The sequence below is a fragment of the Streptomyces albiflavescens genome, assembly GCF_014645835.1.
GTDB classification, from domain to species: domain Bacteria; phylum Actinomycetota; class Actinomycetes; order Streptomycetales; family Streptomycetaceae; genus Streptomyces; species Streptomyces albiflavescens.
On the sequence record NZ_BMMM01000003.1, the window covers coordinates 465354 to 491492 of the forward strand.

Genomic DNA, 26139 nt, shown 5'->3' on the forward strand with positions numbered 1-26139 from the left:
TCCGTGTCGGGTCTGTGCGCTCGGGAAGCGCGGGTCAGGCGGTCGGCAGCGGGAACACCATGCACGTACTGGTGGCGTGCGCGAGAAGGCGGTCCGATCCGTCCAGCAGCTGGGCCTCGGCGAGTGCGGTACGTCGGCCGCTGCTGAGGACGCTGCCGACGGCGCGGACCTTTCCCGTGTCGACCGTGATGGGGCGGAGGAACTTCACCGTGAGGTCGAGCGACGTGTAGCCCATGCCCTGCGGCAGGGTGGACTGGACCGCGCAGCCCGCCGCCGAGTCGAGCATCGTCGCGTAGATCCCGCCGTGCACGCTGCCGATGGGGTTGTAGTGCTCCTCACCGGGCACCAGGGAGAACACCGCGCGTCCGTGGTCCACCTCTTCGAGGGCGAAGCCCAGTGTCGCGCCGACCGGCGGCGAGGGCACACGTCCGGCGAGGATCTCCCGGAGGAACTCCAGCCCCGAGCCCTGCCCGACGGCGGCCGCCGAGATCGTGGGGTCTTCCCAGTCGTATGTGCGAGACCGTTCCATGCGGCTGTGCTACCTCCTCTGGCTTTGTTCAGCGAAGCTAGCCCGGGAGAATGCTGACTGTCAATGACAAAGCCAGGTGGCTTGCCTACGATGACGGCATGAAGTGGCTGGAGATCAGCACGGAGAACTGCACGGTCCAGCGCACCCTCGACCTGATCGGCGAGAAATGGACGCTGCTGATCCTGCGTGACGCCTTCAACGGGGTCCGTCGCTTCGACGACTTCCGCCGCCATGTAGGGCTCTCGGAGGCGGTCCTCGCCGGCCGGCTCCGCAAGCTGGTCGAGGCCCAGATCCTGACGACCGTCCCCTACCAGGAGCAGGGCAGCCGGACCCGGCACGAGTACCGCCTGACCCGCAAGGGCCGTGATCTGTGGCCCGTCCTCGTGGCGCTCCGGCAATGGGGCGAGGCATACGTCGGGGATCCCGAGGGCCCGGTGCTCGACATCCAGCACAGCGACTGCGGCGCCCCGGTGCGCGTCGTGGTCGAGTGCTCCGACGAGCACGCGGCGCTCTCCCCGACCGAGGTCACCGTCCTGCCGGGACCCGCGGCCCGGCCCCGGAGCTGACACCGCGGCGGCGGCCGCAGGCGCCCGAGGTCCACTCCGACGCTGGGTGCGCTGCGGCAGGACGGTCGCGTCGAGGGCTGCATGCCCGTCCACCGGACGGTGAACGGGCCGTGATGTGTTCTGCCTTGACGCGCCATCAGGGGCACACGGAATACACACACAGGGGGTCGGTTATCCGCCGGCAAAAGAAACCCTGCTCGCACATTTAGGCAAGTTGCAGCGTACGTGCTCATATTTGGGATATCGCGATCGACCTGTAACGCGATGGCAGTTGCCTGACGCAGACCTACACGGGCCCGCGCCACGACCTGTGCGTGACGCGGCAGGAGATTCTCCTGAGAGACAGCCCAGAGCGTGTTCGTCTCTACCTCGGCCCGCCAAGTGATGCGTCAGATTGGATTCCAGTGAGCAATACCGACCCGATGCCCGGACCCCACGCCTACGACCCGCCCCCGGGGGCCCCACACCGCTACGAACGGCGCCAGTCCACTGCCCGACGGACGGCCCTGGCTGTCCACACGATCGCTGACATCGCCGCCGTTTTCCTCGGGCTGTGGATACTGCTCTACCTGCTCGGAGCCAATCAAGGCAATGTGTTCGTCGAGTTCGTGCACGGAACGGCCGACTGGCTGGCCTGGTGGTCACAGGATATTTTCACCATGGACACCGAAGGCCTTCGCGTTCTCCTCAATTACGGTCTGCCGGCTCTGATTTACCTGCTGGTCGGTCACGGGATCGCTGCGCGGCTCAGTCGCGCATGACCGCATTCAGGCCTCAGTCTTGGTCGGACGAGTGACCGTACCCGGACCACGGAATCGCCCGAATTCGGATAACCGCTGCCTACGGGCGCGCGGCGGGGATCTGCTGCTTCCACGCCCTGGCACTTCTCTGGGCCAGGGCGGCCGGCCGACGCCCTCTGATCCACGGACGGGCATCGCGGACGAGCTTCGGGACCAGCGATCTCGTCCGCCGTGTCCGACCTTGACGCCGAACGGGGTGATCGCTCCGCCACCGGTGGTGAACAGCAGCGTGCCGGCGCCGGTCACCAGCATCGCGGGGAGCACCGTCTGGGCGGCGGTGACGGCGCCGTAGAGGATCTCGCGGCGGCGTCCCTCACCTGGACGTCTCCGCTGGGATGCGGCCCGCCAGGCCGGTACCGGACGACAGGCCGCGCGACGTGGTCGAGCCGGCCGAGCTGATGATCAAGAGGGAGATCTCGGCGGCCGACCTGCGCATCGAACAGATGAAGAAGCCGCACAAGCTCCAGGTGGTGCGGAACCTGGAGGCCAGTGGGTTGTTCCTGCTCCGTGACGCCGTCGAGATGGTGGCCCAGGCCCCCGGCGTCACGAAGTACACCGTCTACAACTGCCTCAACGAGATCCACGGGGACTCGTCAGCGGACCGCTGACGCCCGGGAACGGCGGTCGCGGTCACGCCTCGGCGCGTACGAAGACGGGCTTGAGGTGCTTCTCTGGGAGCGCGTTGGGCAGTTGCTCCCAGTCGAGGACGTGGGAGACGACCCGCGCGGGGTCGACGGTGCCGGAGCGGGCGAGGTCGAGGGCGTCGGGGATGTGGCTGCGGACGTTGTCGCGGGCGATGCGCAGGGTGACGCCGGTGAGGTACATGTCGAGCAGCGGGAGTTCGCCGGGCCGGAAGTGATTGCCCGCCGACTCGCACACGCCCTCCGGCACAAGGGACCTGACGGCCAGGGCGAGCTGGTCGACACGGCCGGTGGCCTCGACCGCGATGTCGAAGCCGTGCCGGCTCGGTTCGATCGCTTCAGCGGTGCGGGCGCCGTAGCTCTCGGCGAGCTTGCGATGCTCCGGGTCGGGGTCGACGTACAGGACGTCGGAGGCTCCCAGCGCGCGGGCGATGTCGCAGACGTACAGGCCGATGCTGCCGCGCGCGACGACCAGGACGCGCGCGCCCGGCCGGGCCTTCAGATGCGGTGCGACCAGGCGCCAGGACAGGGACCAGTTGTCGCTCGCCGAGGCCATGGCGACCGGGTCGAGGCCGACGGGCAGGGGTACGAGCATGGCGCCCCCGGGGCAGCAGGTTCCGCCGCATGAGCGAGACCAGCATGTGCAACCGCCCCCATACCCGGCACGGTGCAGCAAAGTTCCGTAGCTCGCCCATCCCGCGCGTGCCGCCGCAACCGCGGCAGGCAGCATGTGCCCGGATCGCGTCCCGCCGAGTGAGAGCAACCGGATGTGGGGACTGGGAGGGAGCCAACTCCCTCCCACCGCTCCCAGAGCAACACAAAGAGGCCATCGTTTCCGATGGCCTCCGAGCTGCGGATTCAACCGACATCACTGTCGGGACGACAGGATTTGAACCTGCGACCCCTTGACCCCCAGTCAAGTGCGCTACCAAGCTGCGCCACGTCCCGGTGCCCGCCTGACCTGGGATTTCCCTGGCCGAACGCGCACGGAAACAATACCGCACTCGTGCCGGTGGTCGCGCACTCGTTTATGCGGGGCGAGGGGCGACACGGGGCGGGGTTGACCTGAAGTTTGGTTGAGGTTGCACGATCGTCGGCATGACGATCACGGCGAAGCAGAGCTATGAGTTCGCGGACCTGCCCCGGCTGATGGGGCTGATGACCGGTGATGAGAAGCACGGGCCGGCGGCGACGTCCACCCTGGACGCGCTGTGGGTGCTGTACGACCGGGTGCTGCGCGTCGGGCCGGATGAGATGGGCGATCCGGAGCGGGACCGGTTCCTGCTGTCGAAGGGGCACGGGCCGATGGCGTACTACGCCGTGCTCGCGGCGAAGGGCTTCGTCCCCGTCGAGTGGCTGCCCGGCTTCGGGTCGTACGACTCGCCGCTCGGGCACCATCCGGACCGGGTGCTGGTCCCGGGCGCCGAGATCGGCAGCGGGTCGCTGGGGCACGGACTGCCGATCGCCGTCGGCACGGCGCTGGGGCTGCGGGCGCAGGGGCTCGACGAGCCGCGCGTCTGGGTGCTGATCGGCGACGCGGAGCTGGACGAGGGCAGCAACCACGAGGCGATCGCGTACGCCGGGCCCGCGGGTCTGGAACGGCTGCACACCGTCGTGATCGACAACTCCTCCGCCAGCCATGCCCGGCCCGGCGGGATCGCCGCCCGATTCGAGGCGGCCGGCTGGTCCGCCGCGACCGTGGACGGCCGTGACCACGAGGCCCTCCACGCCGCGTTCACCGCCCCTCACCCGGGCCGCCCCCGCGTGGTCGTCGCCCGGGTCGAGCCGAAGTACACCTGAAGCCGCGCACGCACCGCCTTCCCTCTGCCCCGGTGCCGCCCGTCATCCCTGCGACACCGCGCATCACCCCACCTCGCCGGACACGAGGGCCCTCACCCCGTACACCCTGGAAGGACGACATCCCATGGACACCATGCGTGACCGATTCGCCCCTGTTGTCTCTCGACTGCTCGACGAGGACCCGCGGGTCGCAGTCGTCCTGGCCGAGATCGGCAAGGACGGCTTCGTGGACGCCCGACGCAAGTATCCGGATCGGGTGATCAACGTCGGCATTCGAGAACAGCTCCTGATCGGCGCGGGCGCGGGCCTCGCGTTGACCGGGCTGCGACCCGTGGTGCACACCTTCGCCAGCTTCCTCGTCGAGCGGCCCTTCGAGCAGGTCAAGCTGGACCTCGGGCACCAGAACGCGGGCGCGGTGCTCGTCAGCGCCGCCGCGTCCTTCGACTGGCCCGAGGGTGGCTTCACGCACATGGCTCCCGGTGATGTGGCCCTGCTCGACACGCTGGACGACTGGACCGTGCACGTCCCGGGCCACCCGGACGAGGCCGAGACGCTGCTGCGCCACGCCGTCGCCGCCGGTGACGACAAGGTGTACGTGCGGCTGTCCGTCCAGTCCAACGCGCACGGAATCGCGGTCGACGGGGCACGCTTCCTCACCGTCCGCGAAGGGCGCGCCGGAGTGGTCGTCGCCGTCGGGCCGATGCTCGACGCCGTACTGGCCGCCACGGAGGGGCTCGACGTGACCGTCCTGTACGCGACCACGGTGCGTCCCTTCGACGCGGCGGCTCTGCGCCGGGCCACGGAGACGGCGGGCACCGATGTCGTCCTCGTCGAGCCGTACCTGGCCGGCACCTCCGCCGCTGCCGCGACCGACGCGCTCGCCGACATGCCCCACCGCGTCCTCGGTCTCGGCGTGGGCCGCCGTGAGCTGCGTCGCTACGGAAACATCGACGAGCACGTGGCCGCGCACGGCCTCGACGCGCGGTCGCTGCGGGAGCGGATCGACGGCTTCCTGGGAGCAGGGGTCCGGGTGTGACCGTCGGAGCCCTGGAAGCGCGGGGTCCCCACGGAATCGGCTCAGCGGTTCTTCCGCCCCGCCGGTTCGGGTATCGCCCCAGTCGTACGCGGCCGGGGCGCGGGGGCGTCGACGCGGACAAGGTTGCGTATCGCGGGCACCAGGAGCAGGGACGTCGAGACGACGAGGGTCATGACACCCGCGACGAGGAGAACATGGTCCGCGCCGAGGGCCGAGGCGGCCGGGCCGGCCAGCGCCTGACCGACGGGCATCATGGCCAGAGAGCCGGCGACGTCGTACGCGTGGATGCGGTTGAGGACGTCGGGCGCGACCTGCGTCTGCACACTGGTCGCCCACATCACGCCCCATAGGGACATGCCCGCGCCCGCTATCACCGCTCCGGCCGACATGGCCGCCACGCCGAGGCCGGCCCCGACCGACGCCGGGAAGCAGGCGAAGGCGAAGAGGGCGAACGAGCCGGCGCGCAGCATGCGGCGGGGGCGGAGCCGCAGCGCGATCAGTCCGCCGATGACGGTGCCGGCGCCGAGGGCGGAGTTGACCAGGCCGTAGGCGCGCGGGCCGTGCTGCTGAATCACCTCCGTCGCCACCAGGGGGACGGTCGGGCCCCAGATGGAGATCATGTACACGCACCAGATGACGATGACGCCCCACAACCAGGTGCGGGACCTGAACTCCCGCCAACCCTCGGCGAGATCGGCCTTGAAGCTGCCGCCGCGCGAGTGGGTTCCGGGTGCGGCCGAGGGCAGCCGGAGCGACAGCAGGCACAGCGCGCTGAGCGCGTAGGTCGCCGCGTGGGCCGCGAAGACCCCTCCGGCCGAGGAGAACGCGACCAGCAGGCCTGCCAGCGCGGGGCCCGCGAGCTGGGCGGCGGACTCGGCGATCCGTATGGCTCCGTTGGCTCCCTGTACGTCGGCGGCCAGGCGAGGCACCGTACTGGCCACGCCGGGCTGGAAGACGGCACCCGCCACGCCGTTGACGGCGCCGATCGCGCAGATCTGCCAGAGGACCACATGGTCGGTGAAGAAGAGCACGGCGCAGAGGGACTGGGTGACCAGCCGCACCAGGTCGGCGCCGATCATCAGCTTGCGCGTGCTGAAGCGGTCGGCGATGACCCCGCCGAAGATCACCAGCCCCGCGAAGGAGGCGGCCGACGCGGCCATCGCCAGGCCGACCGCGCCCACCCCGTACCCGTACTGCAGCAGTCCGGCGGCGAGCGCCACCGGCAGGATGGTGTCTCCGAGCCGGGCCAGGGCCCGCGCGACGAAGAACAGCGCGAAGTCCCGTGACCAGAGGGCTCGCCGGGGCCCGTCCTCGGCAACGATGTCATGACCGCCGGCCCTTTCCACCGGCATGTCCGAGGCTTCGGGCAGCGCCACAAAGGCTTCGTAGGGCTCCTCGGAAGCTGCGAGTCGCCGCTCAGAAGCTCCGCGCGGAGTCCCGGAGGCTCCCTGCGGTGTCCCCGACGCACACGGCGGCTTCTCACCCGATGACGTCCCGACCATCCGGTCGCGCCCCTCCCCTGCCCCGCCCTGCCGATGCCCCAGAACTCCCCCGAGGAGTTGAGCGTCCCGCTCTTCACTCCTGTCGCCGGATCATGCCACGGGGCACTGACAACGCCACAAGGATTTCAGTCGGCGGACGGGAGACCCAACTCCGGGTAGGAGTCGAGCAGTCGGGGCGGGGCCGCCTGGCGCCAGGAGTCGGCGAGGATGTCGCGGAGTTCACCGTCGTCCTCAAGGGCCGTGAGACGCACCCGGACCCAGGCGAAGCTCGCCTCGTGGTCGGCGATCCAGAACTTCCCCGGCTCGGCGAGGACGAGTTCGTCGCGCTCCTCTTTCGGGCAGCGCACGGCGATGGAGGTCTCCTCCTCGGGCAGCGTGGCGAACATCTTTCCCGCGACCCGGAACGTGGGCATGCTCCAGGCGATCTTCTCCGTCGTGTCCGGCAGAGAGAGGGCGATACGGCGTACGTCTTCGGCATCCGGCATGAGACGCACGGTAGCCAATGGCACTGACATCGACTCATCGAGGACCGGATCAAAAGGCGCAGGCCATGGCGCCCGGCCGCGAGCCCGTACGGACGCCGCCCGTCACGCACCGAGAGGGGCCGCTTCCGCCCCCACCCGTTTGTAGAAGATCGTCGTCGGGTGCAGCTCGCCCGACGGGCTCGCCGCATAGTCCGGTATCGCCCCGAGCCGGGTCCACCCGGCGGAGCGATAGAGGGACTCGGCGGGGCTGTCGGTCTCGGTGTCCAGGTGCAGGAGGGTCACTCCCGCCGCCACCGCCTCGGCCTCGGCGGTCTTCAGGAGCGCACGGCCGAGACCTTGTCCGCGGCCGTCCCGGTGCACCATCAGCTTCACGAGTTCGGCGCGGTGGCGGCTGTTGGGCTTGTCCGGGAACACGAGACCGACGGTGCCGAGCAGCCGGCCTTCGCCACGGGCCACCCATACGGCGAGACGGCCGGCCGACACCGCGGCCGTGCGCCCCTCCCACCAGGCGATGGCCGCCCTGCGGTCGAGCGGTGCGAGGAAGCCGATCGATGCACCACTGTGCACGGTATCGATGAGCAGATCCGCCAACTCGCCTACCGACGCGCGGAGTTGGAGTGCATCCAGCCGGGAGAGGGTCGTCACGACCGCACCACCGCCAGCGCGTACCGCACATCCTCGGGGCCAGGACATCGGAAACGCGTCGGGCCCCACACCCGCAGCCGGAGGCAGTCGCCGACGTCGAGGCGGTGCTCGACGTCCTGCGCCGTGACGGCCAGCGTCCCGGCGAGGACCCAGATGTGCTGTTCCAGGCCGGGCACAGGAGGGCGGTCGTACGCGATGTCGGCGCCGGCCGCGAGCCGCCCCTCGACGAGCTCGCCGCGCATCCCCGGATGCGGCGGCGACACCGACCGCCGTACGAAACCGGAGGCCTTGTCCTCCCAGATCGCCTGGTCGGCCACCCGCACCAACAGCGCGGGCTCCTCCTCGACCTCGCTGAGCAGTTGCGACATGGTCCGCCCGTACACCCCGCACAGGCGGTTCAGTAGCGAGGCGGTGGGGCTGATCTCCGCGCGCTCGGCGCGGGACAGGGTCGAGCGGCTGACCCCACTGCGCTCCGCCAGCTCTCCCAGGGACCAGCCGCGTTCGGCCCGCAGCTCTGCCAGCCGGGCACCGAGCCGGACGTCGACGGCATCCGCCACATCGCTTCCCATATTTGAGATGCTATCCCGGATACGAGATGAGGTGACAGGGGGCGTGAACCTCTCAGTCCACGGTCGCGGCCTCCGCCAACGCCTCCAGCACCGGCCGGATCAGTGGATGCCCCTCCGCGCCGCGGCGTACGGCCGCGAAGACCCTGCGGGTGGGCGCGACGCCGTCGACCGGGCGTACGAGAACCCCGGTGAGATCCATTCCGCGCAGCGCCGAGCGGGGCACGAGGGCCACGCCCGCGTCGGCCGAGGCGAGGGCGACGACGGCACGGAAGTCGTCCGAGGAGTGTTCTAGGCGGGGCTGGAATCCGGCGTTCTCGCAGGCCAGGACGACCACGTCATGGCAGGGGTTGCCCGGGTACGGGCCGATCCACGGGTCCTTGGCGAGTTCGGCGAGCGGGACTTCGTCGGCGTCCGCCAGGCGGTGGGTGACCGGGACGACCGCGTCGAAGGGCTCGGCGTACAGGGACACGTGGGTGAGGCGCGGGTCGTCCGCGTCGGGGGCGCCCCGGTATTCGACGGCGACGGCGATGTCGACCTGCCGGTCGAGCACCATCGGCAGGCTGGCGTCACCCTCGGCGTCCTGGACGCGGACATGGATGCCGGGCGCCGTGGAGGCGAGTCGGGCCAGCGCGGGGGCCACGACCAGGCCGATGCCGGTCGCGAACGAGGCGACGGTGACCGTGCCCGCGGAGCCCGAGCCGTACGCGGCCAACTCGGCCTCGGCACGCTCCAGTTGGGCGAGGACGGCGTTGGTGTGGCCGAGCAGGATCTCGCCGGCGGGCGTCAGCCGGACGCCCTTGGCACTGCGCTCGACGAGCCGGTGTCCCGTCTCCTGCTCCAGAGCGGCGAGCTGCTGGGATACGGCCGACGGGGTGAGATAGAGCGCGGCGGCAGCCGCGGTGACCGTGCGGTGGTCGGCCACCGCACGGAGGATGTGGAGCCGCCGCGCTTCGATCATGTGACCGATTCTCTCAGGTCACACGCGTCGTGAAGCCCTCGCGTTCCGCGCGCTCCCTCGACCCTGGCGTTCCGCCCGCTCCCCTCAGCCCTCGAGTTCCGCGCGGGCGGCCACGAACGCGTCCACCGCCCGATTCACGTCCTCCGTGGAGTGCCCCGCCGACAGCTGGACCCGAATACGGGCCTGCCCCTGCGGAACAACGGGGTACGAGAAGCCGATCACGTACACGCCGCGCTCCAGGAGCAGCTCCGCCATGCGCCCGGCGACAGACGCGTCGCCGATCATGACGGGGGCGATCGCGTGATCGCCGGGAAGGACGTCGAAGCCCTCCGCGGTCATCCGGGAGCGGAACAGCGCCGTGTTCTCGGCGAGCCGCACGCGCAGGTCGTCGGCCGACTCCAGCAGGTCGAGGACCTTCAGGGAGGCTGCCGCGATCACCGGGGCGAGCGTGTTCGAGAAGAGATACGGGCGCGAGCGCTGACGGAGCAGGGCGACGATCTCGGCGCGGGCGGCGACGTAACCGCCGGACGCGCCGCCGAGCGCCTTGCCGAGGGTGCCGGTGATGATGTCGACGCGGTCCATGACGCCGTGCAGCTCGGGGGTGCCGCGGCCGCCGGGGCCGACGAAACCGACGGCGTGCGAGTCGTCGACCATGACCATCGCGTCGTAGCGGTCGGCGAGGTCGCAGATCTCCTTCAGCGGCGCGACATAGCCGTCCATCGAGAACACGCCGTCGGTGACGATCAGACGGCGCCGGGCGCCGGACGCCTCCTTGAGCTGGGCCTCCAGGTCGGCCATGTCGCGGTTGGCGTACCGGAAGCGGCCGGCCTTGGACAGCCGGATGCCGTCGATGATCGAGGCGTGGTTGAGGGCGTCGGAAATGACCGCGTCCTCGGCGCCGAGGAGGGTCTCGAAGACACCGCCGTTGGCGTCGAAGCAGGAGGAGTAGAGGATCGTGTCCTCCTGGCCGAGGAACGCGGACAGGCGCGCCTCCAGCTCCTTGTGCACCTCCTGCGTACCGCAGATGAAGCGCACGGAGGCCATGCCGTAGCCCCAGCGGTCGAGTGCCGCGTGGGCGGCGGTCACGACCTCGGGGTGGTCGGCGAGGCCGAGGTAGTTGTTGGCACAGAAGTTGAGGACCTCGCCGGGACGGCCGCCCGCGGTGACGTTCACGGTCGCGGACTGCGGGGTGCCGATGACGCGCTCGGGCTTGTGCAGTCCGGCGGCGCGGATCTCGTCGAGGGTGGTACGCAGATCGTCGCGTACGGAATCGAACATCATCAGTTCCTTAGAATTCTCAAGCGGTCCGGGGGCTCAGGCAGTCCAGGGGCCCGGACGGTCCAGGGCGTCCCGGACGGTCCGGGGTGTCTCAGGCGGTCCAGTCGAGGATGACCTTGCCGCCGCGGCCGGCGGCCGCGTCGTCGAAGGCCGCCTCGTAGTCGCGGAAGCCGTACCGGCCGGTGATGACAGGGGCGAGGTCGAGACCGCCTTCGAGGAGAACCGACATGGCGTACCAGGTCTCGAACATCTCACGGCCGTAGATGCCCTTGATCGTGATCATGGAGGTGACGATCCTGGACCAGTCGACCGGGAACTCCTGGGACGGCAGGCCGAGCATCGCGATCCGGCCGCCGTGCGTCATGTTGGCGATCATGTCGCGCATCGCCTCCGGGCGGCCAGACATCTCCAGGCCAATGTCGAAGCCTTCGCGCAGACCCAGCTCGCGCTGACCGTCGGCGATCGTCGCGCCCGCGACATTGAGGGCGAGACTCACGCCGATCTTGCGGGCCAGCTCCAGGCGCTCCTCGCTGACGTCGGTGACGACGACGTTGCGGGCGCCCGCGTGGCGGGCCACGGCCGCGGCCATCAGGCCGATCGGTCCCGCTCCGGTGATGAGTACGTCCTCGCCGACCAGCGGGAAGGACAGCGCCGTGTGCACGGCGTTGCCGAAGGGGTCGAAGATCGCGGCGACATCGAGGTCGACGGGGACCCGGTGCACCCACACATTGGTGGCGGGAAGGACCACGTACTCGGCGAACGCGCCGTCGCGGCCCACGCCCAGCCCGACCGTGGCACGGCAGAGATGGCGGCGTCCGGCCAGACAGTTGCGGCACTTGCCGCAGACCAGGTGGCCCTCCCCGCTGACGCGGTCGCCGACCTTGATGTCGGCGACGTCGCGGCCGGTCTCGACGACCTCGCCGACGAACTCGTGCCCGAGCACCAGCGGCGTACTGATGGCCTGCTGTGCCCAGCCGTCCCAGTTGCGGATGTGCAGGTCGGTGCCGCAGATCCCGGTCCTGAGGACCTTGATCAGTACGTCGCCGGGGCCGGCCTGCGGCTCCGGAACGTCCGTGAGCCAGAGCCCGGGCTCCGCCTTCTCCTTGACCAGCGCCTTCACGCGACGGCTCCTGTGGGTGAGGTCCCGGGGCAGGGCACGCCGAAGGAGCCCTTACCGGGGAGAGGGGTGAATTCCCGTAGGAATCTGCCGTACGGCGGTGCTCCCGGTCCATCGAGGTTTTCTTAAGCGCGGCCGCAGCTTTCCTTCACGCCAGTTTGAACGCCTGTTTCCCGACGCGCGACCGCAGCTTCCTTCACGCCTCGCCGCGGACCTGCCCCCGCTCGAAGTAGGCCACCAGTTCCGGGTCCAGCGGCGGCACGTCGCGCGGGCTGCCACCGTCCCGCAGCGACTCGGTGGCCCGGAACCCGGCGGCCACCGCCATACGTGCGGCGACCGGGGAGGTGTCGGTGGGCCCGCCCTCCCGTACGAACCGCAGGAACTCGTCGATCAGCAGCGGGTCGGCGCCGCCGTGCTCGGCGTCCTCGTCGACCTCCGGCACCGGGTACTCGGCGTCGGCCCGGTTCCGCTGCCCCGAGCGGCGGCTGTTCCAGACCTTCACCACTCCCCCGGGTCCGTCCCCGACGTTCTCCAAGCGGCCGGCGTCACCGATGACGGTGTAGTTGCGCCAGTAGTCGGGGGCGAAGTGACACTGCTGGTAGGCCGCCAGCACACCGTTGTCCAGGCGCATGTTGACCAGCGACACGTCCTCGACGTCGATGACCGGGTTCAGCGCCCGCTGGGTGTGCGGGGGCCAGTGGCCGTCCTTCGTGTACCAGTCGTCCGTCTTGGGCTCTCCCGGTGCCCTCCGGTGCGGGATGTCCCCGTACACCATGAGGTCCCCGAGCGCCTGCACCCGCTGGGTGTAGCCACCGGCCAACCAGTGCAGGACGTCGATGTCGTGGGCACCCTTCTGCAGCAACAGGCTGGTGGTGTACCGGCGTTCGGCATGCCAGTCCTTGAAGTACCAGTCCCCGCCGTAGCCGACGAAATGGCGCACCCACACTGTTTTGACCGTACCTATGTCGCCGCGCTGGATGATGTCGCGCATCAGCCGGATCACCGGCATGTGGCGCATGTTGTGGCCCACGTACAGCCGGGTGCCCGTCTCGAAGGCGGTGCGCAGGATCCGGTCGCAGCGCTCGATGGTGATGTCGAGGGGCTTCTCGACGAAGACGGGTTTACCCGCGCGCAGCGCCTCGCACGCCATGTCGGCGTGGGTGTGGTCCGGGGTGAGGACGAGCACGGCATCGACGTCCGGGGCGTCGATGACCTTGTGGTGGTCGTCGACGGTCCGGACCCCGGGTATGCGATCGGCCGCGCGGTCGCGCAGCACCGGGTCGTGCTCGGCGACGACGGTCACCCGGGCGCCCCGGCCGGGACGGTGGGCGACGCGCGCGAGGGAGCCGCGCAGTCCGAAGCCGAGGGCGCCGAGACGGAGGTCGGTCATGGTGTGCCGTTCCATGCGGTGTCTCCACTCCGTGGGTGTGTCCATGCGGGCTCGCCACTCCGTGGGTGTGTCCATGCGGGCTCGCCACTCCATGGGTGTCTCCATACGGGCGAACTGCATGGGTGTCTCCATGCGGTGTCTTCACTCCATGGGTGTCTCCATGTGGCGTCGAGCAGGTTCGGGCACAGCGTTCCTCCGCAGGGCCTGGGTCAACCTCCCGTGGACATCGGAGTACGAATACGGGGACATGCTTTACCTGCGTCCCATGTGGGCGCATCACACTCACCAAGGCCGGACGCCGACTGCCCGGCATGTGCTCAGAGCCCCCGGCCCCCCTCCCGCAGTTCGATCTGCTCGACCAGCTCCGCCGCCAGCGACTTGATGGTCTCCAGGCCTGCCCTTCCCCACGGGCGCGGCTCGACGTCCACGACGCAGACCGTGCCGAGGGCGATGCCCGTGCGGTCGATCAGCGGGGCGCCGAGGTAGGAACGGATGCCGATCTCGTCGACGACAGGGTTCCCGGCGAAGCGTGGGTAGTCGCAGACGTCCTCCAGGACCAGCGCCCTGCGCCGGACCACCACATAGGGGCAGAAGCCGTAGTCGCGTGCCATGTAGCGGCCCACCTCGGGGACGGTGCCGTCCCCGGTGTCGGCCCCGGGCGGCACGACGCCCGGGCCGCCGCCGTCCGGGGTGTGCAGGCCCGCGAAGAACTGCCGGTTCTCGTCGATGAAGTTGACCATCGAGTACGGCACCGCGGCCACCTCGGCGAGCCGGTTCGCGAACGCGTCCAGGGCCGGTTCCGCGCGCTCCCCGAGCCCCAGTCGGCGCAATCGCCGCACCCGGGCCGGAGCGTCCTTGTCCTCCGGGGTCAGCAGCAGGCGACCTGCCGGACGCGGCGGATCGTAACTCATGTACGGGCTCCGTGACTTGGGCTGTGTGCGGGCGCGTGGGCGATGAGATGGCGGACCAGGGTGAGCAGGGTCTGCACGCCCGAGCTGGAGATCCGGGCGTCGCAGCGCACGACGGGGATCTCGGGGTCGAGGTCGATGGCCGCCCGCACCTCCTCCGGGTCGTAGCGGTAGGAGCCGTCGAACTCGTTGACCGCGACGATGAATCCGAGGCCCCGCTGCTCGAAAAAGTCGACGGCCGCGAAGCAGTCCTCCAGGCGGCGGGTGTCGGCGAGGATCACCGCGCCCAACGCACCCTCGGAGAGCTCGTCCCACATGAACCAGAAGCGCTCCTGCCCGGGCGTACCGAACAGATACAGCACGTGTTCCGGATCGAGCGTGATGCGGCCGAAGTCCATGGCCACCGTGGTTTCGACCTTGTTCTCGATGCCGTCGAGACTGTCGGTCGCCGCGCTGACCGTGGTAAGCAGCTCCTCCGTGCTGAGCGGCGCGATCTCGCTCACCGCGCCGACGAGGGTTGTCTTGCCGACCCCGAACCCTCCCGCCACCAGGATCTTCAGTGCGGTGGGGAAGGGGTCAGAGCTGTCGTCGTAGTCCATCGAGCACTGCCTCCAGAAGAGACCGGTCAGTGGGGTTGTGGTGGAAGGACGGTGGCTTGGTGGTGAGCGCCCCGCAGTCGACGAGATCGGAGAGCAGCACCTTGGTGACCGCCGCGGGCAGCTTCAGATGGGCGGCGATCTCCGCGACCGAGACGGGGGCACGGCATCGTTCGAGTGCCTGGGTGTGCTCGGGGCCGAGGTAGCCGAGGGGCGTGGCTCCGGTGGCCATGACCTGGGACAGGAGGTCGAGCGCGGTCGTGGGCCGGGTCCGGCCGTTGCTGACCGTGTAGGGGCGTACCAGGCGCCCGGCAGCGTCGTCGAGCCAAGGCCCGTCGCCGGCCGCGGCCACGCTCAAGGCCTCATCGCCGAGGGTTCGACGGAGGGCTGCCGGGGCGCGGTCATCAAGTACGGCCGGACGCTCTTGACGAGCATGGCCATCTCGTAGCCGAGCACCGCCGCGTCGGCCTCGCGTCCGGCGAGCACGGCGAGACAGGTGCCGGAGCCCGCGGTGGACACGAACAACAGCGTCGAGTCGAGTTCGACGACGACCTGCCGTACGTCGCCTCCGTCCCCGAAGCGGACGCCCGCGCTGCGTCCGAGGGAGTAGAGGCCGGAGGCCAGCGCCGCCATGTGGTCGGCGCTGTCCGGGTCGAGGCCGTGAACCGACTTCACGAGCCCGTCGCAGGACAGAAGTACCGCGCTTGTGGTGTGCGGCACGCGCTGTACGAGGCCGCTCATCAGCCAGTCGAGATCGGATACATGGCCGGTCGGCGCATCGCTCGCCATGGTGGATCGACTCCTTGAAGTACGAATGCCTGCGGGAGCGCAGGGGGTGGGGGTGGTGAGGGGGGTGGTCATCCGGCCGGTGTGCTCCCGTCGTGCCGGGCAGTGTGGTCGTGTCCGGGCGCGGGCATGGTGTCCCGTGTCCCCTGCGCCTCGTGCGGCGCCGGCGCGTGCGCCGAGTGCGTTTCGGCTATGTGCGCCGCGGGCGCTCCGTCCATCGGCCGTACGCCCATGGGGTCCGCGCCGCTGGAGGGGGCGCCGTCGGACGGCGAACCGTCGAGCTGGGCCATGCCGTCCATGCGCAGTACGTCCAGGTGCGGTCGCTCCGTGTGCGGCCGTGGGCGCTCCATGTGCGGTCGCTCCATGTGCGGTCGCTCCATGTGGGCGTTGTCCCCGTGCCCGTTGTCCATGTGCGCGTTGTCCATGTGCGCACTCTCGGCGTGGGTGCCGCCCCCGGGCGGCCCATCCACCCTGACCACTTGCAGGGGCGGCAACTCATCCGTACGCACCGGATCCAGGTGCGCACGGTCGCTGGGCGACGGCGTCCGCAGGGATGACGCCTGCATGCGTTCCGTCTCCGCCTGGGCCGCCTCCGCAAGGCCGATGCCGCGCTGGAACGCCGCCATGAGACCCGGGTCGTGGCCGACGACGTACTCCGTGTCCTGGCGGGGTGCCGGCCCGTCGCGCAGTTGGGGCGCGATGTGCTCCTGGGCGCGCCGCCTGGGCAGTTGGGGCTTGCCCATGGTGCCGCGGACGGTGCCGCCTCGCGGCGTGGGCGGCATGGCCGCGCTCTCCGTGGCGATGCGCCGGTCCTCGGGGCGGATGCCGGGCAGTGCCTCCGCCGGGTTGGGCCGCTCCCCGTGGGTACCGCGCACGGGGAGCGGCGCGGGACCGCCACCGCCCGCGACCGACGCGCCCGGCACCGCACGCGGGGGTGCCTGCTCTCGCTGGAACTGACGTGGCACGGAGGGCATCGCCCGGCTTCCGGGCGACGTGGGCGCCGTCGCCGCCTGCGTCGCCTGCGTGGCCTGCGTGGCCTGCGGTCTCGCGGGTGGGCGCCGCCCCCCGGGCGTCTCCTGAGGCTGCCCCTGGGCCACGTCCCCGAGAGCGCCAGGCGTCGTGCCCAACAGCCCCTGCGGCACGACGAGTACGGCCTGGACACCGCCGTAGATGTTGGTCTGCAGCCTGACGTGGATGCCGTGCCGCCGGGCAAGCTGCGAGACCACGAACAGGCCGATGCGCCCGTCCTGCAGGAGGCTGGCGACATTGACCTGGTCGGGGTCGGCGAGCAGGGCGTTCATCTTGTTCTGCTCGCCCAGGGGCATGCCGAGGCCTCGGTCCTCCACCTCGACGGCGAGCCCGGAGGTGACGAGGTTGACGCGGAGCAGCACTTGGGTGTGCGGGGCCGAGAACACCGTGGCGTTCTCGACGAGTTCGGCCAGCAGGTGGATGACGTCGGCGACCGCGTGCCCGCGCAGGGTGCCGTCGATCGGGGGCACCAGCTTGACCCGCGAGTACTGCTCGACCTCGGCGATCGCGGACCGCAGCACCTCGGTCATGGAGACGGGGTTGCTCCACTGACGGCGCGAGACGGCGCCGCCGAGCACGGCGAGGTTCTCGGCGTGGCGGCGGATGCGGGTGGCGAGGTGGTCGACGTGGAAGAGACCCTTGAGCAGGTCCGGGTCCTCGATCTCGTTCTCCAGCTCGTCGAGGATCGAGATCTCGCGGTGCACGAGGGACTGCAGCCGCCGGGCCAGATTGACGAAGACCTCGACCTTCTGTTCGCTGCCCGCCTGGCTGGAGAGCTGCGCGGCCTGCACGACGGCCGCGACGGCACCGTCGTGGGCGCGGGAGAGGTCGGCGGCGAGCAGTTCGAAGTCGTCGGCGTCCGCCGGGGGTTGGCGGCGTGCCTTGCGCGCGGGCGGGCTCTCGCCCCGGCGCAGCCCTTCGACGAGGGCGCGCAGGTCGGTCTCCGTCCGAGCGCTGGTGCGGCGCAGGGCGCCCAGTCGCTCCCGTACGGACTTGGCGGCGCGGTCGGCTGCCACGGCGGCGATCAGGATGCCGGCCAGGGCCACGCCCACGGCTCCCGCGAGGACGGCCCACAGGATGAGGCCGGGCCGGGCACCGGTGGAGCGGACGGTGAACAGTACGGCCGCGCACGCGCTGAGGGCCACCGCGATCGGCGGCAGGACCGCCAGGCGCAGCAACTGGGGCCGCAGGTGGGTCTCGGGCAGCGAGGGGGCGGTGTGGGCGACCGGTCGCCCGTGCCGCCCGCCCTCACGGCGGTCTGCGCGTGCGGCCGGTGCGCGAAGGTGAGACATCTGGGTCCTCGTACTGGGGCGTCGGGAGCGCGAGGGCTCCCGCGGGACTGCGCGACTCGGGCGTGCGGCATCGCGGTGCCGGTAGAGAGAGCCGAAAAATTCGGCCCTGCGTCGCCCGACGGCAACTGACAGTAGTCGCCAATCCATCATGTGCGGTGGGCAGTTGACAAAGTCCCACGGACAGCGTCCCGCTCTGGTATGAGGCGTCGTACGACAGACCGATAACTCCATCGGACAGGCGTTCCAACGGAACATCGACCCGATCGAAGCTGGTCAGAAGCGGTCGCAAACAAACGGCGAGGGCCGGGGAGCGATGTGCTCCCCGGCCCTCGCCGTCGACCGGAAAATCAGCCCGCGGGCACTGCCTCCGGCTCTCCGGAGCCCTCCGTCGAGCCGTCGGCGATGTCACCCGGTGTGTCGGCGACCGGCTTCTCCAGGGTGGGCCACCCTCCCGCCGGCGGGAGGGCCACATCCCGCCACCAGGGCTCGGACGGGACGGTCTCGGCCGTGGGCTCGAAGGGCTCGCCGGGGCGGGGCACCGCGACACGCGCACCGGCCGCGTGCGCGGCGGCCATCGTCCCCTCGCCCGGCTCCGCCCAGGGGTGGGTCGCCAGGTTGAACGTGGCCCAGTGGATCGGCAGCATCACTCCGGAGGGCCGGCCGCCCTGGAGGTCCAGGTGGGCGCGCATGCCCTCCTCGGGCGTCATGTGGATGTCGGGCCAGAACTCGCTGTACGCGCCGATCTGGATCATCGTGGCGTCGAACGGGCCGTGCTCGGCGCCGATGTCCTTGAACCCCTCGAAATAGCCGGTGTCACCGCTGTGGTAGATCCGGTGCTCGTCACCCGTTACGGCCCAGGAGGCCCAGAGGGTGTGCTGCGCGTTGCGCAGACCGCGGCCGCAGAAGTGGCGCGCCGGTGTGGCGGTCAGGGAGATTCCGCCGATCTTCGTCGACTCGTTCCAGTCCAGCTCGCGCAGCCGGTCGGCCGGGACACCCCAGTGCTCCAGGTGGGCGCCGACGCCGAGCGGCACCGCGAACACCGTGTCCGTGTCGGCCAGGGCCTTGATGGTGGGCAGGTCGAGGTGGTCGTAGTGGTCGTGCGAGATGACGACGACGTCGACCGGGCCCAGCTCGGCCAGCGGCAGGGGCACCGGGTGCAGCCGCTTGGGCCCGACAAAGTTGAACGGGGAGCAGCGCTCGCCCCAGACCGGGTCGAAGAGCACCCGGTGCCCGTCGATCTCCGCGAGGACGCTGGAGTGTCCCATCCAGGTGAGCCGCAGCCCGCTCGCCGCCGGCTTGGCCAGGTCGGCGAGCGTCGTCGCGTGCACCGGCACCGTGCCGGCGGGGGCGCGGTGGACGCGCTCCTCCTTGCGGAAGTAGACCTTCGCGAACTCGACCATGGAGCCGTCGGGGCGGATCCGGGCACTCTCCGGGTTCTTGAAGACACCGTCCGCGAAGTTCGGCGATCGGCGAATGCGCTCCAGCCGCTCACCACCAGGATCCGCGCCGAAGGCGGCGGGCCGCAGCGAGCGGAGCCCGGAGCTCAGGGTACGGAATCCGGTCACGGTACCTCCAGGTGGAGTCAGTCAGGTGGTCCATTATGGTCGCCGCCTCTGACAGCGCCGGGTCGGCCCTGTCACAGCCCGATGTCCGCGACTCCATGGTCTTTACTCCTCCAACTCCATGGCACGCGTTCTTCTTCCGCGTCATGGAGTGATACGCGAACGATCCGAGCGCGGTGTGGTTCGCGAACGACCCGGGCACGGTGCGGTTCGCCAACGACCCGGGCGCGGTGTGGTTCGCGAACGACCCGGGCACGGTGCGGTTCGCCAACGACCCGGGCGCGGTGCGGTTCGCGAACGATCCGGGCGCGGTGCGGTTCGCGAACGACCCCGGCGCGGTGCGGTTCGCGAACGACCGGCGCGAGGGTGTTCGCCGACGGTACGGCCGCGTCCTCGCCCACCACCCCCGCCGCGAGTGGAGTGCGTCCGACGAGTCGCGCAGGGGGCACCCGAGGACACCCGCTACTGATGATCCGTTCAGTACGTTGACAGAGACCCGCGCCGCTTCCGATACTGACTGATGATTCAGTAACTGCCCAGTGGCCCCGTCGGCCACGCCGCTCCGTCCGCATCTGGAGGCACCGTGTCCGACCTCCCCACCGAGCTGGTCCCGCTCAGCGCGGAACAGCGCGACATCGTGGAGCTGACGCGTGCGTTCGCGCGAGAGGAGATCCGTCCACGCGCGCGCGGCGTCGACGAGGCGGACGTCGAGACGCCGTGGGACCTGTGGCGCAAGGCGGCCAAGGTGGGGATCACCGGCTTCATGCTGCCCGAGGAGTTCGGCGGGGGCGGCTTCACCGACGTGTTCACCCAGGCCCTGGTGCAGGAGGAGCTGTGCGTGGGTGACCTCGGCATCGGCAACCTGCTCTGCTCGAACGGCTTCTTCGCCGACCCGGTGCTGGAGCTCGGCAGCGAGGAGCAGAAGCGGGAGTGGCTGACCCCGCTCACCGGCCCCGACACCCCGATGACGTCCCTGGCGACCACCGAGCCGGGTGCCGGCTCCGACGCCGCGTCGATCGTCACCACGGCGCACCGCACCCCTGGCGGCTACCGCCTGAACGGGCAGAAGGCGTGGATCTCGAACGCGGGCGAGGCCGAGCAGTACGTCGTGTTCGCCAAGACCGACCCCACCCGGCGCGCCGACGGGGTCAGCGCGTTCCTGTTGCGCAAGGACACCGAAGGCGTCTCCTTCGGAGAGCCCATGCGCAAGATGGGGCAGCGCGCCATCGTCTGCCGGGAGATCTTCTTCGACAACGCGTACGTCCCCGAGGAGCACCGGCTCGGAGCGGAGGGCGAAGGGTTCCACGGGCTGATGCGGACCTTCGACATCTCGCGCACGGTACTGGGCGCCGCCGCGACGGGCGTGGCACGGGCCGCGTACGAGTACGCGCGCGACTACGCCCGCGAGCGGAGGCAGTTCGGCAAGCCGATCATCGAGCACCAGGCGGTGGCGTTCCGTCTGGCCGACATGCGTACGCGTGTGGAGCAGGCCCGGCTGATGACCTGGCGGGCCGCGAAGCGACTGGATGCCGGTCTGAACGCGACGGCCGAGGCGGCGATGGCCAAGCTGACGGCATCCGAGACCGCCGCGTACTGCACCTGGGCGGCCGTTCAGACGCTCGGCGGCTGGGGCTACTCACGGGAGTTCCCGGTCGAGCAGTGGATGCGCGACGCCAAGCTGGAGGAGATCGAAGAGGGCACCTCGGACATCATGCGGCTCGTCATCTCACGGAGCCTGTGATGGCCGACGCGATCACCGGTGGTGAGGCACTCGTCCGCGCCCTGGGCGCACACGCCGTGACCCAGGTCTTCGGCATCCCCGGCACCCACAACCTGGAGATCTACCGTCACCTGTCCGCGTACGGCATCCGGCATGTTCTGCCACGCCACGAGCAGGGCGCGGGATACGCCGCCGACGGCTACGCGCGGGTGACGCACCGCCCGGGGGTCGTGATCACGACGACCGGGCCCGCGCTGCTGAACGCGGCGGCCGCCGTCGGGCAGGCGTACTCGGACAGCGTGCCACTGCTGGTCCTCTCGCCGGGGATGCCGCTGCGCCACCCGCGGCTCGCGACCGGTCTGCTGCACGAGATGCGCAGCCAGACCGAGGCGCTGCGCGGCGTGGCCGCGTTCAGTCACCGGGTGTCCTCGGTCGCGGAGATCGATGCCGCGGTCGCCCGGGCCTTCACGCTGTTCCGTACGCGGCGACCACGGCCGGTGCACATCGAGGTGCCGCTCGACCTGCTGGAGGCCGTCGAGGAGACCGGTCCCGTTCGCAGCACGCCGCGCGTCGCGCCCCTGGCACCCGACGCCGACGCCGTACGAAAGGCCTCCGAAGTCCTCGGCCGCGCGCACCGTCCGGCGCTCGTGCTCGGGGGCGGGGCGCGGGGCGCGAGGGCCTCCTGCCTCGCTCTCGCACAGGAGCTGGGCGCCCCCGTCGTCACCACGGCCAACGGCAAGGGGATCGTGCCCGAGACGCACCCGCTGTCGCTCGGGGTCTCGCTGCACAGCCCGTCCGTCCAGAGCTGGCTGACCGAGCGCGACGCCGTACTCGCCGTCGGCACCGAACTCGCGGAGTCCGATCTGTGGTCCCCGCCTCCCGCCCTGAACGGCCCCCTGATCCGCGTCGACCTGGACCCGGACCAGATGTACGCCGGCCTGCCCGCGGACGTCGCTGTCGTCGGCGACGCGAGCGTCTGCTTGAAGGCGCTCCTTTCCCGCATACGGGGGCACGCGCGCGCGGCGGCCGACGACGACCCCCTCGGAGAAGTGAGCGCCCTGCGGGCCGCCCGCGACGCCGAGACCGCCGAACGTGACGCACGCTGGATCCCGTACCTCCGGGCGATCCGTTCCGTCCTCGCCGACGACGCCGTCATCACCTCGGACAGCTCCCAGTGCTGCTACTACGGAGCGCTCCCCCATCTCCCGCTCGGCCCGGAGGGCCGCTATCTTCACCCGACCGGCTTCGGCACACTCGGCTACGCGCTGCCCGCGGCGATCGGCGCCAAAGTGGCGCAGCCGGATCGTCAGGTGGTGGCGCTCGGCGGGGACGGTGGCCTCCAGTTCACGGTTCAGGAGCTGGCGACCGCGGCACAGCTGGAACTCCCGCTGCCCGTCGTGGTGTTCGACAACGGCGGCTATGGCGAGATCCGCGACGAGATGACCGCCCGGGGCGAGAGCCCCACGGCGGTCGACCTCGCACCGGTCGACCTGCCCGCCCTGGCCCGCGCCTACGGAGGACAGGGCACGCGCGCGTGCGGACCGGACGAGCTGGCCGCCGCACTCACCGAGGCACTGCACACCCCCGGCCCCACTCTGATCGCCATCCCCGAGGAGACCCCATGACCGCCCCCCTGATGACGCTCACCTGGACGGACCATGTCACCGGCCGCCAGGGCTTCCTCGTCGTCGACCGGCTCGTGCGAGGCGTCTCCAGCGGTGGTCTGCGGATGCGGCCCGGCTGCACGCTGGAGGAGGTCGCCGGGCTCGCCCGCGGCATGACCATGAAGGAGGCCCTGCACTACAACCCCGAGGGCCGCTACATCCCGTTGGGCGGCGCCAAGGGCGGTATCGACTGCGATCCCCAGGACCCGGCGGCGTACGGCCTTCTGGTGCGCTATCTGCGCGCCATGCGCCCGTACATCGAGAGCTTCTGGACCACGGGTGAGGACCTCGGCCTCACCCAGGACCTGGTCGACCGGGCCGCCGAGGAGGCGGGGCTCGTCTCATCCATCCAGGCCGTGTACCCGCTGCTCGACGACGAGGCGACGGCACGGCGGCGGCTCGCGGACGCCTTCGCCGTCGAGGTGGACGGCATCGGCCTCGACGAGCTGGTCGGCGGCTGCGGAGTCGCCGAGTCGGTGCTCGCCGCCCTGGACCGGGCCGGGGTGGCGTACAAGGGGACGCGCGCCGCCGTGCAGGGCCTCGGCACCATGGGCGGCGCCACGGCTCGCTTCCTCGCGCGCGCGGGGCTGAAGGTCGTGGCCGTCGCCGACATCAAGGGCACGATCGCCAACCCGGCGGGCCTCGACGTCGACGCGCTGCTGGCCGCCCGCGACGCGTACGGGACGGTCGACCGCTCGGTGCTGCGCCCCGACGACCGTGAACTCCCCGGCGACGCCTGGCTGGCCGCCGACGCGGAGGTGCTGGTGCCCGCGGCGGTCTCGTACACGATCGACGCCGCGAACCAGCGGCGGATCACCGCCCGCTGGATCGTCGAGGCGGCCAACATGCCCGTCCTGGCGGAGGCGGAGGAGCTGCTCGCCGGGCGCGGGGTCACCGTGCTGCCGGACGTGGTGGTCAACTCCGGGACGAACGCCTGGTGGTGGTGGACGCTGTTCGGCGACATCGGCGCCGACGCCGACGAGGCGTTCGCGTACACGCGGCGCTCCATGCGTGCCCTCATCGACCAGATGCTGGCCCGAGCGGAGGCCGACGGGACGACGGCGCGGGCTGCCGCGCATGCCATCGTCAGCGACCGGCTGCCGGTGATCGCGGAGCGGTTCGGGTGGTACAGGTGACGGACGAATCACCACTGCACGCCCTTTTCGACCCACGCTCGGTGGCCGTGGTCGGTGCCTCCGACAACCCCGCCAAGTGGGGCTACTGGCTGGCGAAGGGCGCTCTTTCCGGGCGCGACCGCAGGGCGGTGCATCTGGTGAACCAGCGCGGCGGGGCGCTCGACGGCGTGCCCTTTCGGCCGCGTCTGACCGGCCTGCCCGAGGCGCCCGAGCACGTCGTGGTCGCGGTGCCTGCCCCGTTCGTACGTCCTGTCGTCGCCGAAGGGCTCGCGGCCGGAGCCCGCTGTTTCACGGTGATCACCTCGGGCAGCGGCACGGCCGACGAGCGCGCGCTCGCCGAGCTGGTGACCGGCGGCGGGGCACGGCTGCTCGGCCCCAACTGCATGGGGCTCGTCGACACGACCACGCAGCTCCGGCTCAGCTGGGGCGAGCTCCCGGTGGGCTCCGTCGGTCTGGTCTCGCAGAGCGGGAACCTCGCCCTGGAGATCGGCCGACTCCTCGCGCGCGCGGGACAGGGATTCTCGCGCTTCGTCTCCCTGGGGAACCAGCGCGACATCGACGCGGCCGACGCCCTGGAGTCCCTGGTCGCCCATGAGCCGACGCGTGTCATCGCCGCGTACGTCGAGGACTTCCGCGACGGCCGTCGCCTCGCCCGCGCCCTCGCCGCGGCCCACGCGGCCGGAAAGCCCGTGCTCCTGCTGACGGTCGGCCGCAGCCCCGCCTCCACCGGTGCCGCCGCCTCCCACACCGGCGCCCTGGTCAGTCCGTACGCCACGGTCGCCGCCGTCTGCCGGGAGGCGGGCGCGTTGTTGCTGGAGTCGGCGGGTGAGCTGGTGGACACGGCACTGTGTCTGTTGTCGACCGCCGCCCCCCATCCGGTGTCGACCGCCGCCCCCCATCCGGTGTCGACCGCCGGTTCACAGCGACCGTCGGGTATCGCCTCGCGCGGGGGAGCAGAATCGTTCCGCGTCGCCGTGGTCGGCGACAGCGGCGGCCAAGGGGCCCTCGCCGCGGACGCGTTCGCAGTGCGGGGCCTCGCAGTGCCGGAGCTGTCGGCACGTACGACGCAGGAGGTCGCGGCGGTGCTGCCGCCCGGAGCCGGATGCCGCAACCCGGTCGACCTCGCGGGCGCCGGCGAGGCCGATCTCGGCAGCTACGCGCGCGTGGCCCGCGCTCTGCTGCTGGGAGGGGACGCCGACGCCGTCGTACTGACCGGGTACTTCGGGGACTACGCGAGCGCCAACCCGGCGCAGTCCGCGCGTGAGTGCGAGGTCGCGGACGAACTCGCGGACGCCGCGGGTGAGTCGGGCCGCGCCCTCGTCGTGCACACCATGGCCCGTGACACGCCCGCGCTCGCCGTACTGCGCCGCCGTGGCATCCCCGTCTACGAGCGCATCGAGCAGGCGGCGACGGCACTGTCCGGGATCGCGCGCCTCACGCGCCCCTCGATGGACCCGGCACCGACGAGGAGAGCCACTTCCCCCGTGTCCGACGGCTCCTACGAGACCGTCCGCGATCTGCTCTGCGCCTATGGACTCACCTTCCCCGCCGCCCGGTTCGTCACGACGGCCGACGAGGCCGTGGACGCCGCGCACCTCGTCGCATACCCGCTGGTCCTCAAGGCCATGGGCCTCGCCCACAAGACCGAGGCGGGCGGTGTGGCCCTCGGCCTCGCCGACGCGGACGCGCTGCGCGCCGCGTTCTTGCGGATGCGGGCGGCCACCGGTGCGCGGCGCTTCGCCGTGGAGGCCATGGCGACGCCTCCGTACGCCCATGAGCTGATCGTCGGCGTACGCCGGGACCCTGCCTTCGGCCCCGTCGCGATGGTGGGGCTCGGCGGGGTCACCGCGGAGCTGCTGGCCGACACCGCGCTCGCCCTGGCGCCCTTGACCGCGGCACGCGCGCGTGCCCTGCTCACGGAGCTGCGGCACGCACCGCTGCTGACCGGCTGGCGCGGCGCGCCGCCGGTCCATCTGGAAGCCGCGGCGGCCGCCCTGTGCGCGGTGGCCCGAGCCGCCGCCGAGCACCCCGAACTCGCCGAGCTGGAGATCAATCCGCTGCTTGTGCACCCGGGGGGCGCGGTGGCCCTGGACGCCCATGGAGTGCTGGCATAGGGCGGCCGTTCCACGG

The 26139-nt window shown here is 71.2% G+C and carries 25 protein-coding genes, 1 tRNA gene and 1 pseudogene; 10 read left to right on the forward strand and 17 right to left on the reverse strand.

Features of this window, described 5'->3' with window-relative positions; all coding sequences use genetic code 11:
* Positions 1-34: 34 nt before the first annotated feature.
* A complete protein-coding gene (locus IEY95_RS11485; protein ID WP_189185839.1) occupies positions 35-529 on the reverse strand; it encodes a PaaI family thioesterase in 495 nt (164 codons plus the stop codon).
* A gap of 98 nt (positions 530-627) precedes the next feature.
* On the opposite strand from IEY95_RS11485, the gene IEY95_RS11490 reads away from it, so the two are divergent.
* The 3 genes from IEY95_RS11490 (at position 628) to IEY95_RS11500 (ending at position 2503) form a co-directional block, all read left to right on the forward strand.
* Positions 628-1095 (forward strand): winged helix-turn-helix transcriptional regulator, encoded by a 468-nt coding sequence (locus tag IEY95_RS11490; protein WP_189185840.1) that lies wholly within the window; start codon positions 628-630, stop codon positions 1093-1095.
* 422 nt (positions 1096-1517) lie between these two features.
* The gene (locus IEY95_RS11495; protein WP_373294461.1) at positions 1518-1856 is read left to right on the forward strand and encodes a hypothetical protein; all 339 of its coding nucleotides are present in this window, start codon (positions 1518-1520) and stop codon (positions 1854-1856) included.
* 416 nt (positions 1857-2272) lie between these two features.
* A complete protein-coding gene (locus IEY95_RS11500; RefSeq protein ID WP_189185842.1) occupies positions 2273-2503 on the forward strand; it encodes a helix-turn-helix domain-containing protein in 231 nt (76 codons plus the stop codon).
* 22 nt (positions 2504-2525) lie between these two features.
* Here IEY95_RS11500 and IEY95_RS11505 read toward each other — a convergent pair.
* Positions 2526-3134 (reverse strand): annotated as a pseudogene (locus tag IEY95_RS11505) (zinc-binding dehydrogenase); the annotation flags it as partial.
* A 276-nt stretch (positions 3135-3410) separates the two neighbouring features.
* Positions 3411-3484 (reverse strand) — tRNA-Pro (locus tag IEY95_RS11510).
* Positions 3485-3634: 150 nt separating this feature from the next.
* Between IEY95_RS11510 and IEY95_RS11515 the strand changes: the two genes are divergently transcribed.
* Both IEY95_RS11515 and IEY95_RS11520 read left to right on the forward strand, forming a co-directional pair.
* Entirely contained in the window at positions 3635-4336 is a 702-nt protein-coding gene (locus IEY95_RS11515; RefSeq protein WP_189185843.1) for a thiamine pyrophosphate-binding protein, read from the forward strand.
* A gap of 124 nt (positions 4337-4460) precedes the next feature.
* Entirely contained in the window at positions 4461-5372 is a 912-nt protein-coding gene (locus IEY95_RS11520) for a transketolase family protein (protein WP_189185844.1), read from the forward strand.
* Positions 5373-5413: 41 nt separating this feature from the next.
* Here IEY95_RS11520 and IEY95_RS11525 read toward each other — a convergent pair whose 3' ends face one another.
* The 14 genes from IEY95_RS11525 to IEY95_RS11590 form a co-directional block, all read right to left on the reverse strand.
* Positions 5414-6724, reverse strand: a complete 1311-nt coding sequence (locus IEY95_RS11525; protein ID WP_189186016.1) for an MFS transporter — start codon at positions 6722-6724, stop codon at positions 5414-5416.
* 275 nt (positions 6725-6999) lie between these two features.
* Positions 7000-7359 (reverse strand): MmcQ/YjbR family DNA-binding protein, encoded by a 360-nt coding sequence (locus tag IEY95_RS11530; protein ID WP_189185845.1) that lies wholly within the window; start codon positions 7357-7359, stop codon positions 7000-7002.
* A gap of 102 nt (positions 7360-7461) precedes the next feature.
* Entirely contained in the window at positions 7462-8052 is a 591-nt protein-coding gene (locus IEY95_RS11535) for a GNAT family N-acetyltransferase (RefSeq protein ID WP_189185846.1), read from the reverse strand.
* Positions 8001-8573, reverse strand: coding sequence for a helix-turn-helix domain-containing protein (locus IEY95_RS11540; RefSeq protein ID WP_189185847.1), 573 nt, complete (start codon positions 8571-8573; stop codon positions 8001-8003). Before IEY95_RS11540 ends, IEY95_RS11535 begins: the two co-directional genes overlap by 52 nt.
* A 52-nt stretch (positions 8574-8625) precedes the next feature.
* Positions 8626-9531: a LysR family transcriptional regulator gene (locus IEY95_RS11545; RefSeq protein WP_189185848.1), complete on the reverse strand. Its 906-nt coding sequence runs from the start codon at positions 9529-9531 to the stop codon at positions 8626-8628.
* Positions 9532-9615: 84 nt separating this feature from the next.
* Complete coding sequence (locus tag IEY95_RS11550; RefSeq protein WP_189186017.1) at positions 9616-10809, reverse strand: glycine C-acetyltransferase; 1194 nt, start codon at positions 10807-10809, stop codon at positions 9616-9618.
* A gap of 91 nt (positions 10810-10900) precedes the next feature.
* Positions 10901-11929 (reverse strand): L-threonine 3-dehydrogenase, encoded by a 1029-nt coding sequence (gene tdh / locus IEY95_RS11555; protein ID WP_189185849.1) that lies wholly within the window; start codon positions 11927-11929, stop codon positions 10901-10903.
* A gap of 193 nt (positions 11930-12122) precedes the next feature.
* On the reverse strand, positions 12123-13316 hold the full coding sequence (locus IEY95_RS11560) for a Gfo/Idh/MocA family protein (RefSeq protein WP_189186018.1): 1194 nt from the start codon (positions 13314-13316) through the stop codon (positions 12123-12125).
* A 317-nt stretch (positions 13317-13633) separates the two neighbouring features.
* Positions 13634-14227, reverse strand: a complete 594-nt coding sequence (locus IEY95_RS11565; protein ID WP_189185850.1) for a GAF domain-containing protein — start codon at positions 14225-14227, stop codon at positions 13634-13636.
* Positions 14224-14823, reverse strand: coding sequence for a GTP-binding protein (locus tag IEY95_RS11570; protein ID WP_189185851.1), 600 nt, complete (start codon positions 14821-14823; stop codon positions 14224-14226). Before IEY95_RS11570 ends, IEY95_RS11565 begins: the two co-directional genes overlap by 4 nt.
* Positions 14801-15172 (reverse strand): DUF742 domain-containing protein, encoded by a 372-nt coding sequence (locus IEY95_RS11575; protein WP_189185852.1) that lies wholly within the window; start codon positions 15170-15172, stop codon positions 14801-14803. Before IEY95_RS11575 ends, IEY95_RS11570 begins: the two co-directional genes overlap by 23 nt.
* A 2-nt stretch (positions 15173-15174) precedes the next feature.
* Positions 15175-15609: a roadblock/LC7 domain-containing protein gene (locus IEY95_RS11580; protein WP_189185853.1), complete on the reverse strand. Its 435-nt coding sequence runs from the start codon at positions 15607-15609 to the stop codon at positions 15175-15177.
* A 68-nt stretch (positions 15610-15677) separates the two neighbouring features.
* Entirely contained in the window at positions 15678-17927 is a 2250-nt protein-coding gene (locus tag IEY95_RS11585; protein WP_189185854.1) for an ATP-binding protein, read from the reverse strand.
* A 347-nt stretch (positions 17928-18274) separates the two neighbouring features.
* Positions 18275-19492 carry an MBL fold metallo-hydrolase gene (locus tag IEY95_RS11590; RefSeq protein ID WP_189185855.1) on the reverse strand — a complete coding sequence of 406 codons (1218 nt, stop codon included), beginning with the start codon at positions 19490-19492 and terminating at the stop codon, positions 18275-18277.
* A gap of 173 nt (positions 19493-19665) precedes the next feature.
* On the opposite strand from IEY95_RS11590, the gene IEY95_RS11595 reads away from it, so the two are divergent.
* From IEY95_RS11595 to IEY95_RS11615, 5 genes are all read left to right on the forward strand, one after another.
* On the forward strand, positions 19666-20010 hold the full coding sequence (locus IEY95_RS11595; protein WP_189185856.1) for a hypothetical protein: 345 nt from the start codon (positions 19666-19668) through the stop codon (positions 20008-20010).
* A gap of 62 nt (positions 20011-20072) precedes the next feature.
* Positions 20073-21230 carry an acyl-CoA dehydrogenase family protein gene (locus IEY95_RS11600; RefSeq protein WP_189185857.1) on the forward strand — a complete coding sequence of 386 codons (1158 nt, stop codon included), beginning with the start codon at positions 20073-20075 and terminating at the stop codon, positions 21228-21230.
* Positions 21230-22834, forward strand: a complete 1605-nt coding sequence (locus IEY95_RS11605; RefSeq protein WP_189185858.1) for a thiamine pyrophosphate-binding protein — start codon at positions 21230-21232, stop codon at positions 22832-22834. The genes IEY95_RS11600 and IEY95_RS11605 overlap by 1 nt, the downstream gene beginning before the upstream one ends.
* A complete protein-coding gene (locus tag IEY95_RS11610) occupies positions 22831-24009 on the forward strand; it encodes a glutamate dehydrogenase (protein ID WP_189185859.1) in 1179 nt (392 codons plus the stop codon). Before IEY95_RS11605 ends, IEY95_RS11610 begins: the two co-directional genes overlap by 4 nt.
* Positions 24006-26123 (forward strand): acetate--CoA ligase family protein, encoded by a 2118-nt coding sequence (locus IEY95_RS11615; protein WP_229702817.1) that lies wholly within the window; start codon positions 24006-24008, stop codon positions 26121-26123. The genes IEY95_RS11610 and IEY95_RS11615 overlap by 4 nt, the downstream gene beginning before the upstream one ends.
* The last annotated feature ends 16 nt before the right edge of the window (positions 26124-26139 follow it).

What these genes read in the sequence shown, in the direction of transcription:
- IEY95_RS11485 (WP_189185839.1), bottom strand. Translation starts at nt 529, where the DNA reads ATGGAACGGTCTCGCACATACGACTGGGAAGACCCCACGATCTCGGCG.
- IEY95_RS11490 (WP_189185840.1), top strand. Translation starts at nt 628, where the DNA reads ATGAAGTGGCTGGAGATCAGCACGGAGAACTGCACGGTCCAGCGCACC.
- IEY95_RS11495 (WP_373294461.1), top strand. Translation starts at nt 1,518, where the DNA reads ATGCCCGGACCCCACGCCTACGACCCGCCCCCGGGGGCCCCACACCGC.
- IEY95_RS11515 (WP_189185843.1), top strand. Translation starts at nt 3,635, where the DNA reads ATGACGATCACGGCGAAGCAGAGCTATGAGTTCGCGGACCTGCCCCGG.
- IEY95_RS11520 (WP_189185844.1), top strand. Translation starts at nt 4,461, where the DNA reads ATGGACACCATGCGTGACCGATTCGCCCCTGTTGTCTCTCGACTGCTC.
- IEY95_RS11525 (WP_189186016.1), bottom strand. Translation starts at nt 6,724, where the DNA reads ATGCCGGTGGAAAGGGCCGGCGGTCATGACATCGTTGCCGAGGACGGG.
- IEY95_RS11530 (WP_189185845.1), bottom strand. Translation starts at nt 7,359, where the DNA reads ATGCCGGATGCCGAAGACGTACGCCGTATCGCCCTCTCTCTGCCGGAC.
- IEY95_RS11535 (WP_189185846.1), bottom strand. Translation starts at nt 8,052, where the DNA reads ATGTCCTGGCCCCGAGGATGTGCGGTACGCGCTGGCGGTGGTGCGGTC.
- IEY95_RS11540 (WP_189185847.1), bottom strand. Translation starts at nt 8,573, where the DNA reads ATGGGAAGCGATGTGGCGGATGCCGTCGACGTCCGGCTCGGTGCCCGG.
- IEY95_RS11545 (WP_189185848.1), bottom strand. Translation starts at nt 9,531, where the DNA reads ATGATCGAAGCGCGGCGGCTCCACATCCTCCGTGCGGTGGCCGACCAC.
- IEY95_RS11550 (WP_189186017.1), bottom strand. Translation starts at nt 10,809, where the DNA reads ATGTTCGATTCCGTACGCGACGATCTGCGTACCACCCTCGACGAGATC.
- IEY95_RS11560 (WP_189186018.1), bottom strand. Translation starts at nt 13,316, where the DNA reads ATGACCGACCTCCGTCTCGGCGCCCTCGGCTTCGGACTGCGCGGCTCC.
- IEY95_RS11565 (WP_189185850.1), bottom strand. Translation starts at nt 14,227, where the DNA reads ATGAGTTACGATCCGCCGCGTCCGGCAGGTCGCCTGCTGCTGACCCCG.
- IEY95_RS11570 (WP_189185851.1), bottom strand. Translation starts at nt 14,823, where the DNA reads ATGGACTACGACGACAGCTCTGACCCCTTCCCCACCGCACTGAAGATC.
- IEY95_RS11580 (WP_189185853.1), bottom strand. Translation starts at nt 15,609, where the DNA reads ATGGCGAGCGATGCGCCGACCGGCCATGTATCCGATCTCGACTGGCTG.
- IEY95_RS11585 (WP_189185854.1), bottom strand. Translation starts at nt 17,927, where the DNA reads ATGTCTCACCTTCGCGCACCGGCCGCACGCGCAGACCGCCGTGAGGGC.
- IEY95_RS11605 (WP_189185858.1), top strand. Translation starts at nt 21,230, where the DNA reads ATGGCCGACGCGATCACCGGTGGTGAGGCACTCGTCCGCGCCCTGGGC.
- IEY95_RS11610 (WP_189185859.1), top strand. Translation starts at nt 22,831, where the DNA reads ATGACCGCCCCCCTGATGACGCTCACCTGGACGGACCATGTCACCGGC.